Raw genomic sequence first — 10,541 nt, 5'->3', positions numbered from 1 at the left:
GAGCGCAACCGCGCCAAGGAGGACATCGACCATGCTCAACTATCCCGCCGCGTATCAGGTCACGAAGGGCTCCGCGCTCGACGTCGACCGCGACTTCTACCGCCGTATCGCGTCGCGGCACGACACGCGCACGCTCGTCGAATCGATCGTGGTGCCGATCCGCTCGGGCCAGGCCTGGACGGTGCCGGCCGGTCACGTGTTCCGGATCGTCACGATCGAAGGCCCGCAGGTCGCCGACCTCAATATGTGGAACCGGCACGATCCGCGCGAGCGCTTTTGGGCGTCGCGCACGCGGCAGTTGCAGCAGGCGCATGTGAGCACGTTCGATCGGCTGTGGTCCACGCTGCCGTTCCTGCGCCCGATGGTGACCATCACCGACGACACGCTCGCGAACTACGGCGTCGACGAGCACGGCGGGCGCGTGCACGACCTGCTCGGCACGCGCTGCGACCCGTACGTGAACCGGATGCTGACCGGCGAGGACTTTCATTTCCACTGCCATTCGAACCTGACGCGCGCGATCCTGCCGTACGGCTTGACGGAGTTCGACGTGCACGACGTGCTCAACGTCTTTCAATGCACGGGCCTCAATCTGGACGACCAGTACTTCATGAAGGCGTGCCCGGCACAGCAGGGCGACTATCTGGAGTTCTTCGCGGAAATCGACTTGTTGTGCGCGCTGTCGACGTGCCCGGGCGGCGATTTGTCGGTGCCGATGTGGGGGGCCGACGCGCGCGACCCGCTCGACGTGTGCCGGCCGCTGGGGATCGAGGTGTACAGCCTCGCGCCCGAATTGCTCGCCGGATGGAAGTCGCCGGAAATCGCCGAGTATCGCGGGCTGCATGGGCTCAAAGTCGAGGTGCCCGATTGGAAGTGATCAGGCTGGCGATCATGCCGATCGTCACGACCACGATACCGATCACCGTCAGCCAACGTGGCTTCTCGTTCAGCAGCCAGACCGCTTCCACCGTCCCGAGGAGCGGCACGAGCGCGGCAAAGGTGGCGCCGAGCGTCGGGCCGAGGATCGAGACGGCTTTGCTGAAGAAGTAGAGGCCCAATATCGACACCATCACGCCTTGATAAACCGCTTGTAGGGCGACGGCGCCGATCGGCGCATGGAGGAACGCCAAGCCTCGGTCCCAGATATAGAACGGGCTATAGAGCAGCGCCGAGCCGACCGAAACGATGGCCGTCGCCCGCAGCGCGCTGACTCCGCTTTGTTTCGCGGTGACGTTATAGATCGACCACAACAACCCGCTCAACACGAACAGCGACATGGCAAGCCCGCCGCCGGCGCCTGACAGCGCGCTGTCTGCCGCCAGGCCCATGCCGATCAAGATGGTCAGAATGCCGATTTTCTGCGTCGCGGAGAGGTGATCCTTCACGACGAAGTGGCTGAGAATCGCGGTGAACGCGATCATGCTGCCTGGCGCCAGCGCGAAGTATCCGACCGGCACGCGGCTCAAGGCCGTGGCCACCACCAGGATGTAAGGCGCGCCGACCCCGACGACCATCAGCGCGGCGGTCGGCAGACTCACGCCTCCCAGGCCGCGGCGAAGCAGAAACGGGAACAGGAGCACCCCGGCGACCACGTAACGGACGAAGGCGATATCGTAGGAATCCAGTCCCGAGTGCGTGACGCCGAGCCGCGTCACGACCGGGAACCCGCCCCAAATTAGCGCGGCGAGCAATCCATAGCCGATTCCGGCCAGCTGTTCGTTCGTTTTCACTTTGCGTCCTTGCGATCTGGCCGTGAACGGCGGGTTTGGCGTTAGCATGGCTCCGAAGTCCGACAACCCTCAAGCGGAGCGACACCCATGATCACGTTTGACGACTTGAAGCAGCTCTTTCCCGAAGCGGGCCACGTGCCGGAGGCAGCCGGCATGCCGGCCCCGATTCATCAGCGCGTGTCGCTGGTCGACGGCGAGATCAAATCGTGGGACGGCCAGTGCAAGACGGTGCTGTCGCCGGTCTGCGTGCGCGCGGCATCCGGCGAAGTCGAGCAGGTCGAAATCGGTAGCTACCCGGTCATGGGCGAGACCGAGAGCGACGCCGCGCTCGATGCCGCCGTGCGCGCCTACGACCACGGGCGCGGCGAATGGCCGACGATGACCGTCGCGCAGCGCATTGCCTGCATGCAGGATTTCATCCGGCAAATGGTCGCGCGGCGCAAGGAGATCGTGAACCTCATCATGTGGGAAATCGGCAAGAGCGCGGCCGATTCGGCCAAGGAGTTCGACCGCACCATCACCTACATGGTGCAGACGATCGAAGCCCTCAAGGATCTCGACAACAGCAACTCGCGCTTCGTCATCAACGAGCACACGATCGGCCAGATCCGCCGCACGCCGCTAGGCGTCGTGCTGTGCATGGGGCCGTACAACTATCCGCTCAACGAGACGTTCGCGACGCTGATCCCCGCGCTGCTGATGGGCAACACGGTGGTGTTCAAGCCGCCGCAATATGGCACGCTGCTGTTCGAGCCACTGCTCGACGCGTTCCGCACCGCGTTCCCGAAGGGCGTGATCAATACGATCTATGCGCCGGGCGCTGTCGTGGTGCCGCACATGCTCGCGTCCGGCAAGATCGACGTGCTCGCGCTGATCGGTTCGAGCAAGGTCGCCGATCACTTGAAGAAGCAGCATCCGAAGTCGCACCGGCTGCGCGCGATCCTCGGGCTCGACGCGAAGAACGCCGCGATCGTGCTGCCCGACGCCGATCTCGATCTGACCGTGAAGGAGTGCCTGCTCGGCGCGCTGTCGTTCAACGGTCAGCGCTGCACGGCGCTCAAGATGCTGCTCGTCCATCGGTCGATCGTCGAGCCGTTCTTGAAGCGCTTTGTCGAGGAGCTTGGCAAGCTCAAGGTCGGCATGCCGTGGGAGGCGGGCGTCAACATCACGCCGCTGCCCGGCATGCACCGCACCGCCTACATGACCGCGGCCATCGACGACGCGAAGGCCAAGGGCGCAACGGTGGTGAACGAAGGCGCTGGCGGCGGCGTGTTCTGCAAGACGCTCTTCTATCCCGCGGTGGTCTATCCGGTGACCGAAGGCATGATGCTTTACCGCGAGGAGCAGTTCGGGCCGCTCATTCCCGTGACGCCGTTCGACGACCTCGAAACGGCGCTCGACTACGTGATCACGTCCGATCACGGCCAGCAGGTCAGCATCTTCGGACAGAACCCGGAGCAGATCGGCGAGCTGGTCGATCCGTTGGTGAACCAGGTGTGCCGCGTGAATCTGAACTGCCAATGTCAGCGCGGGCCTGATACGTTCCCGTTCGCGGGGCGGAAGGACTCGGCCGAAGGCACGCTATCTGTCACTGACGCGCTGCGCTGTTTCTCGATCCGCTCGATGGTCGCGGCGAAGGAAACCGACGCGAGCAAAGCGCTGCTCGATTCGATCGTCAACAACCATCAATCGAAGTTCATCAACACCGGGTTCATTCTTTGATTCGATGAAGGGAGGGAAAGCCGCTCTGGAGCGACGGCTTTCCCCATTTACCCCCGCGCCGCTTAAAGCTGGCTCATCCCGCCGTCGACGATGATCTCCGTGCCGACGATGAACGCCGATTCGCTGGACGCGAGATGCAGCACCGTAGCGGCAATTTCCTCCGACGTGCCGAAGCGGCCGAGCGGAATCTGGCCTTTCATCGCTGCCGCCGTGCTCTCATCGAGGCCGAGCTTCACATGAAGCGGCGTGGTCACCGGGCCGGGGCTGACCACGTTGACGCGCACGCCGAGCGGCAGCAGTTCGGCCGACAGCGTCTTGGCGAACGTGTTCAGCGCCGCCTTGCTGGCCGCATAGACCGACGACGCCGGCATGCCGATATGCGCGTTGATCGAGCCGTTGAGCACGATCGAGGCGCCGCGATTGAGCAGCGGCACGAGCGCTTGGAGCTGGAAGTACGCGCCTTTGACGTTGCTGTCGAAGGTCAAGTCCCACATGGCTTCGTCGACGTCGGTGAACGGCGCGAACTTCGCGACGCCCGCATTGATGAACACGGCGTCGAGCTTGATGTTTTCCGCGGTCAGCACGCGCGCCAGTTCGCGTGCCGAGGCCACCGTGCCGGTGGTGTTTTGCACGGCGAGCGCGTTGCCGCCCAGCGTGGCTTGCGCCGCTGCGAGCGAGGCGCTATCGCGCCCGGTGATGACGACGCGTGCGCCTTCGGCCGCGAAGGCTTGTGCGGTGACGAGGCCGATGCCGCTGTTGCCGCCGGTGACGAGGACAGTTTTGCCAGTGAAGCGTGCCATGATGTTCTCCTTGAACAAAATCGAATGAGGTGAGCACATGGTGGACTCGCCGGACGCGTTTGCCATACGATGGGCGCGATGAACTCGTTCGAAGGAATCGAATATGTTGTCCGAAGACGAATTGGCGCTGCTCGAAGCGATCCGTGAAAGCGGCAGCCTGTCGCGCGCGGCGGCGCGTCTCGGCAAGGCGCCGTCCACCATCTCGCACGCGGCGCGCCAGCTCGAATCGCGCTTCGACGCGCTACTGTTCGACCGCCGGCGCTACCGCCTGCAACTGACGCCGGCCGGGAACCTGCTCGTCGACGAGGCGGGGCGGCTCATGCAGGACGTGGCGCGCCTCACGCAGCGCGTGAAGCAGGTGGCGAGCGGCTGGGAAGACCGTCTATGGATCGTGACCGACGAGCTTCTTGAGTTCGAGCTGCTGATTCCGGTGATCCGCACGTTCGATGCGCTCGATTCCGGCGTCAAGCTGCGTGTCACGCACGAGGTGTTGGGCGGCACCTGGGAGGCGCTGCGCGACGGTCGCGCCGACTTGATCGTCGGCGCGACCAACGAGCCCCCCGCCATTGCGGGCTTGCGCTGGTTCGAACTGGGCGAAGTCGAGTGGGTGTTCGCGGTGTCGCCGCGTCATCCGCTGGCGGGCGTCGACGGGCCGCTTGCGCGCGAGCAGATCGCGCAGCATCGCTCTGTCGCGGTGGCCGATTCTGCGCGCGTTTCCGGCGCGCGCGCCTATGGCGTGCTCGGCGGCCAAGCGGCGCTCGCCGTGCCGTCGATGCATGCGAAGATCGTCGCGCAGCGCGACGGGCTTGGCGTCGGCTGGGTGCCGCGCCATCGCGTGGCGTCGCTGCTCAAGCGCGGCGATTTAGTGGAAAAACGCACGGCCGATCCTCGCGAGCCCAACGTGTTGTATGTAGGATGGCGCGGCGATCGCGAAGGGCGCGCGTTGCAATGGTGGCTGGAGCAACTGCGGCAGCCGCGCCTGGCCAAGCGGCTCGTGCAAGGAATGGACGTGTTTGCCTGAGAGACCCCAAGGATTTCGATGAAAAAACTGCTCTTCCTGATGCTGTTGCCGCCGATGCTGGCATCGGCGGCAGGCTTCGATTGCTCGAAGGCGAAGTCGCCGACCGAGCAGCGCGTCTGCGCGGACCCGCTGCTGACCAAGATGGACCGCGAACTGGGCGACGCTTACGATCACGTGCTCAAAACTTCCGACGACGCCGACGACTGGAAAGCCGACCAGCTCGCGTGGCTCGCCGAGCGCAACCGCTGCGCGAGCGACAACGGCTGCCTGCGCCAGCAATACTCGGAGCGCCTCACGGTGCTGCGCGCCGGCAGCCAGCCGTTTGAGTGGGACGCGCATTGGTGGCGGGTGGATTCGAGCGGCATGGCGGCATCGGAATTGGTGATTCGCGACGTCGAGAAGGGCGAGTTCGAGTTCGAAGTCAGCGCGTGGGCCGGTTCGAATTCGGGCGAATTGCTGGGCAAGGCATCGCTCGTGGATGAAGACGCCGCGCGCTACGTCGGCGACGCGGACAGCGACACCGAAGGCTGCGTGCTGATCTTCAAGCGCGTGCTGAACCATCTCGAGGTGGACCAGAAAGGCGACGCCCCCACGTGCGGCGCCGGGCACAATGTTTTCTACGACGGCACCTACGTGGCTGCCGATCGCGATCCGAACGCCGCGCCGGATCGCTAAGCCCACCGCTGATCCTGACTACGCCGGCGCAAAAAACTTCCGCGCAATCTCACAGAACAGCGCCGTCGTTTCGCTCTGATCCTGCACGCGCCGGCTCATGATGATCGGCGAACTCACATGCGCGTCCGCGAGCGGGCGATACACGACGCCGCGCGCTCGCAACCCATCGACACCCGCAGGCACGAGGCTCACGCCGACCTGCGCGGCCACCAGTCCCAGCGCCGTTTGCAACTCGCGCACCTCCTGCGTGCTGCCGGGCTCGAGCGCGTGGTCGCGAAACGCGGAGAGCTGCTGATCGGCGAAGCTGGGCCGCGGCGTCGACGGATACACGATCAGCGTTTCCGCCGCGAGCGCTTCGAGCGTGACCGGCGTGTCGCCCGCCGCCAGCGGATGCCCCTCCGGCAGCGCGGCGATCAGCGGCTCGTCGAACAGCACTTCGCGCGCGAGCTGCGGGTCGTCGAAGCGCAGGCGGCCGAAGCCGACGTCGATGCGTCCGCCTTTCAGCGCGCTCAACTGCTCGATCGTGAACATCTCCACGAGTGAAAGCTGAATGTGAGGCGCGGCCTCGCGAAACGCGCGGATCACCTCCGGCAGCGGCCCATACAGCGTCGACGACACGAACCCGATGATGATGCGATCGGCCAGCTGCGCGAGGCGGCGCGTCAGCGGCAGCAGCTCATCGCTTTCGGCGATCAGGCGCTGCGCCTGCGCGTAGAAGATGCGGCCCGCTTCGGTGAGCTTCAGCGGCCGCGAGCCGCGCTCGAACAGCGCCAGGCCCACGCTTTCTTCGATCTGCTGAATCTGGCGGGACAGCGGCGGCTGCGTCATGTGCAGACGCTCGGCCGCGCGCGTGATGTTCATTTCCTCGGCGACCGCCACGAAGTACCGGAGTAGACGGATTTCCATGCATACCCGCAGAGTATGAAAGTAGATCGAATCGGTGTTGGACTCGTCCGCCCGCTGCTCTTACTATGATTTGCAACAGGAGGAGAGAGCCGCATGATAGCAAAACCCCTAAAAATAGAGGCCGTCGAGACGATTCTGGTCGACGTGCCCACGATTCGCCCGCACAAGCTGTCGGTGGCGACGATGAATTGTCAGACCTTGGTGCTGGTCGGAATTCGATGCTCGGACGGTATAACGGGCTGGGGCGAGGGCACGACGATCGGCGGGCTCGCTTACGGCGAGGAAAGCCCGGAAAGCATCAAGACGAACATCGACACCTATTTCGCGCCGATGCTCGCCGGCATGGACCCGACGCGTCCCGGCGCGGCGATGAAGCAGCTGCGCGCGCTGTTCCAGGGCAATCGCTTTGCGAAGTGCGCGATCGAGACCGCGCTCTACGATGCACAGGCGCGGCGGGTCGGCGTGCCGCTGTCGGAGTTGTTCGGCGGACGGGTGCGCGATTCGGTCGACGTCGCCTGGACGCTCGCGAGCGGCGACACGCGGCGCGATATCGACGAAGCGGAAGCGATGCTGGAGATGAAACGTCATCGCGTGTTCAAGCTGAAGATCGGCGCGCGCGCCGTCGCCGACGACGTGGCGCACGTCGCGGCGATCAAATCGGCGCTCGGCAGCCGCGCCGAAGTGCGCGTCGACGTGAATCAGGCGTGGAGCGAAGCGGAAGCGGTCTGGGCGATCGGACGGCTGGCGGACGCGGGCGTGGATCTGGTCGAGCAGCCGATCGATACCGGCAACCCGCGCGGGCTCAAGCGGCTCACGGCGCTGGATCGCGTGCCGGTGATGGCGGACGAGGCGCTGCATGGACCGGTCGACGCGTTTGCGCTCGCCAGCACGAAGTCCGCCGATGTCTTCGCGGTCAAGATCGCGCAATCGGGCGGCTTGACCGGCGCCGCGGACGTGGCGGCCATCGCGCTCGCTTCGGGCATCGATCTGTACGGCGGCACGATGCTGGAGGGAGCGGTCGGCACGATCGCGTCGGCGCAGCTTTTCAGCACGTTCGACGAGCTCAAATGGGGCACCGAGCTGTTCGGCCCGCTCCTCTTGACCGAAGAGATTCTGACGGAGCCGTTGCGTTACGAGAATTTTTCGCTGGCCTTGCCCGATGGACCGGGGCTCGGCATTGAACTCGATTGGGAGCGGATCGGCCGGCTGCGCCGCGACGCGACACGTGGTGCGAGCGTGACGGTCACCCGTTGACGCGAAGCCTTAAAACTGCAGCCAAGCACATTGAACCTATCAAGGAGACACAGATGGACAGGAAAGCTATTGACGCATTGCTGAGCACGTTCGATGCAAGCGCCACCCAAGAAGGCAACGCGCGCGCCAAAGCGATCGTCAATCGTATCGTGCGCGACCTCTTCTACACGATCGAAGACCTCGACGTGACGCCGAGCGAATTCTGGGCCGCGCTCAACTATCTCGGCGAGGCGGCTCCTGAGCTTGGGCTGATCGCCGCGGGCCTGGGTTTCGAGCACTTCCTGGACGTGCGTCTCGACGAAGCGGAGCAGAAAGCCGGCCTGACGGGCGGCACGCCGCGCACCATCGAGGGCCCGCTCTACGTGGCCGGCGCGCCGGAATCGCTGGGACACGCGCGTCTCGACAACGGCAACGAGCCGGGCGACACGCTCGTGATGCGCGGACGCGTGGTGGCCGAAGACGGCACGCCGGTCGGCGGCGCGCTCGTCGAGGTATGGCACGCGAACCATCTCGGCAACTACTCGTACTTCGACGCCTCGCAGCCCGAGTTCAACCTGCGCCGCTCGATCCGCACGAACGCGGACGGCACGTACAGCTTCCGCAGCGTGGTGCCGATCGGCTACAGCGTGCCGCCCCAAGGCAAGACGCAGCAACTGCTCGATCTGCTGGGCCGTCACGGCCATCGTCCGGCGCATATCCACTTCTTCGTCTCGGCGCCCGGCTACCGGAAGCTGACCACGCAGATCAACATCGACGGCGACCCGTACCTGTGGGACGACTTCGCGTTCGCGACGCGCGAAGGTCTCGTGCCGGCGGTGAAGAAGGAAGAAGGCGCGGCAGGCGAGCCGTACGACGTTAAAGGTCAGTTCTCGCTGATCGACTTCGACTTCACGCTCGTGCATGATCGTCAAGGCTTGCCGTCGACCGAAGTCGAGCGCGTGCGCGCCGAGATCGCGTAAAGGTCGCTTGAAGCAGGTGAAGTGCGTTGCGGGCCTTTCTCGAGGCCCGCAGCGCTTTTGATACGTAGCGGGCCGCCCACAAGGCGGATACGCGATTGCTAACTTGCCAACGGGGAATCCGATGCTATTTCACGTCAAGATGGTCGTTAAGCTGCCGCACGACCTGCCGCCCGAAACGGCGCAGCGCCTCATCGCCGATGAAAAGGCTTTTGCGCAAAAGCTCCAGCGGGAAGGCGTATGGCGGCATCTGTGGCGAATCGCCGGACAGTACGCGAACTACAGCGTATTCGATGTCGAGAGCGCGGCGCAGCTCAACGATCTGCTGTTCCAACTGCCGCTGTTCCGTTTCATGGAAATCGAAGTGGATGCGCTGTGCCGGCATCCGTCGTCGATTCACGACGACGACCGCTGAAAAGCGGCATCGCACCGCCCAGGTGCGTGTTTTCGTCAGACGAGCCTCCGCCTCACCTTCTCCAGCCGTTCCCTCCCTTTGAAACCCTGAGCGCCCGACAGTGCTCAGGGTTTTTCCGTTCCGCAAATTCTTGTTGATGTTCTTTTTGTTGTTGTAGTATCCGCCTTGACAACACTTGTTGCGTGATCGCTGCATGAAACATCGCATGTTGAAGCGCGGCCTGACGTGTGTCGTTTGCCCCGGCGTTGTCCGGGCGCATCGCCAACCACTGCGGAGAAAATCATGGGACGTCGTTCCTTCCTGATGTCTGTCGTCGCGCTTGCGATGCTCGGTACGAGCGTCGCTCACGCGGAAAGCAAAGAATTGATCGTCGGATGCGACACGTCCTTCATGCCGTTCGAGTTCAAGCAAGGCGACAAATACGTCGGCTTCGACCTCGACCTTTGGACCGAAATCGCCAAGGACCAAGGCTGGAAATACACGATTCAGCCGATGGACTTCGCCGGCCTGATTCCGGCGTTGCAGACGCAGAATATCGACGTCGCGCTGTCGGGCATGACGATCAAGGAGGAACGCAAGAAGGCCATCGATTTCTCCGACCCGTACTACGACAGCGGTCTCGCCGCGATGGTGCAGACCGACAAAACGAGCATCAAATCGATCGACGACCTCAACGGCAAGGTCATCGCGGCCAAGACGGGCACGGCGACCATCGATTGGATCAAGGCGCACCTGAAGCCGAAGGAAATTCGCCAGTTCCCGAACATCGACCAGGCTTATCTCGCACTCGAAGCCGGCCGCGTCGATGCGGCGATGCACGATACGCCGAACGTGCTCTATTTCGTGAACAACGAAGGCAAGGGCAAGGTGAAGGTGGCGGGTAATCCGGTGAGCGGCGACAAGTACGGTATCGGCTTCCCGAAGGGCAGCCCGCTCGTGGCCACGGTCAACCAGGAGCTCGTCAAGATCAAGGCGGATGGCCGCTACGCGAAGCTGTACAAGAAGTGGTTCGGCGCCGAGCCGCCCAAGTCGTAATCGTTGGATGACCTCGGCGCGCTTGTG

The 10,541-nt window shown here is 64.2% G+C and carries 11 protein-coding genes; 8 read left to right on the top strand and 3 right to left on the bottom strand.

Annotation, left to right across the window (positions count from 1 at the left end; genetic code table 11):
- Positions 1 to 31: 31 nt before the first annotated feature.
- Complete coding sequence (locus AAHK20_RS04465; RefSeq protein WP_449180234.1) at positions 32 to 877, top strand: urea carboxylase-associated family protein; 846 nt, start codon at positions 32 to 34, stop codon at positions 875 to 877.
- Here the strand turns inward: AAHK20_RS04465 and AAHK20_RS04460 are convergent.
- Positions 849 to 1,730, bottom strand: coding sequence for a DMT family transporter (locus AAHK20_RS04460; RefSeq protein ID WP_449180233.1), 882 nt, complete (start codon positions 1,728 to 1,730; stop codon positions 849 to 851). The two genes, AAHK20_RS04465 and AAHK20_RS04460, sit on opposite strands and share 29 nt — an antisense overlap.
- Before the next feature lie 87 nt (positions 1,731 to 1,817).
- Here AAHK20_RS04460 and AAHK20_RS04455 point away from each other — a divergent pair, with 87 nt between their 5' ends.
- Positions 1,818 to 3,452, top strand: coding sequence for an NADP-dependent glyceraldehyde-3-phosphate dehydrogenase (locus tag AAHK20_RS04455; RefSeq protein ID WP_449180232.1), 1,635 nt, complete (start codon positions 1,818 to 1,820; stop codon positions 3,450 to 3,452).
- Between the two features lie 62 nt (positions 3,453 to 3,514).
- On the opposite strand, the gene AAHK20_RS04450 is transcribed toward AAHK20_RS04455, so the two are convergent.
- Positions 3,515 to 4,252 carry an SDR family oxidoreductase gene (locus AAHK20_RS04450; protein ID WP_449180231.1) on the bottom strand — a complete coding sequence of 246 codons (738 nt, stop codon included), beginning with the start codon at positions 4,250 to 4,252 and terminating at the stop codon, positions 3,515 to 3,517.
- A 103-nt stretch (positions 4,253 to 4,355) separates the two neighbouring features.
- Between AAHK20_RS04450 and AAHK20_RS04445 the strand changes: the two genes are divergently transcribed.
- Together AAHK20_RS04445 and AAHK20_RS04440 are read left to right on the top strand one after the other, a co-directional pair.
- The gene (locus AAHK20_RS04445) at positions 4,356 to 5,273 is read left to right on the top strand and encodes a LysR family transcriptional regulator (protein ID WP_449180230.1); all 918 of its coding nucleotides are present in this window, start codon (positions 4,356 to 4,358) and stop codon (positions 5,271 to 5,273) included.
- 18 nt (positions 5,274 to 5,291) lie between these two features.
- The gene (locus tag AAHK20_RS04440; RefSeq protein ID WP_449180229.1) at positions 5,292 to 5,948 is read left to right on the top strand and encodes a lysozyme inhibitor LprI family protein; all 657 of its coding nucleotides are present in this window, start codon (positions 5,292 to 5,294) and stop codon (positions 5,946 to 5,948) included.
- Between the two features lie 18 nt (positions 5,949 to 5,966).
- On the opposite strand, the gene AAHK20_RS04435 is transcribed toward AAHK20_RS04440, so the two are convergent.
- Positions 5,967 to 6,854, bottom strand: a complete 888-nt coding sequence (locus AAHK20_RS04435; protein ID WP_449180228.1) for a LysR family transcriptional regulator — start codon at positions 6,852 to 6,854, stop codon at positions 5,967 to 5,969.
- Between the two features lie 93 nt (positions 6,855 to 6,947).
- Between AAHK20_RS04435 and AAHK20_RS04430 the strand changes: the two genes are divergently transcribed.
- The 4 genes from AAHK20_RS04430 (at position 6,948) to glnH (ending at position 10,514) form a co-directional block, all read left to right on the top strand.
- Positions 6,948 to 8,108, top strand: a complete 1,161-nt coding sequence (locus AAHK20_RS04430) for a muconate/chloromuconate family cycloisomerase (RefSeq protein ID WP_449180227.1) — start codon at positions 6,948 to 6,950, stop codon at positions 8,106 to 8,108.
- Positions 8,109 to 8,161: 53 nt separating this feature from the next.
- Complete coding sequence (gene catA, locus AAHK20_RS04425) at positions 8,162 to 9,067, top strand: catechol 1,2-dioxygenase (RefSeq protein ID WP_449180226.1); 906 nt, start codon at positions 8,162 to 8,164, stop codon at positions 9,065 to 9,067.
- Positions 9,068 to 9,188: 121 nt separating this feature from the next.
- A complete protein-coding gene (catC, locus tag AAHK20_RS04420) occupies positions 9,189 to 9,479 on the top strand; it encodes a muconolactone Delta-isomerase (protein ID WP_137337489.1) in 291 nt (96 codons plus the stop codon).
- Between the two features lie 282 nt (positions 9,480 to 9,761).
- On the top strand, positions 9,762 to 10,514 hold the full coding sequence (gene glnH, locus AAHK20_RS04415; RefSeq protein ID WP_449180225.1) for a glutamine ABC transporter substrate-binding protein GlnH: 753 nt from the start codon (positions 9,762 to 9,764) through the stop codon (positions 10,512 to 10,514).
- The last annotated feature ends 27 nt before the right edge of the window (positions 10,515 to 10,541 follow it).

It is taken from the genome of Trinickia camelliae (assembly GCF_053525655.1).
This window is presented reverse-complemented; position numbering and strand designations above follow the sequence as displayed.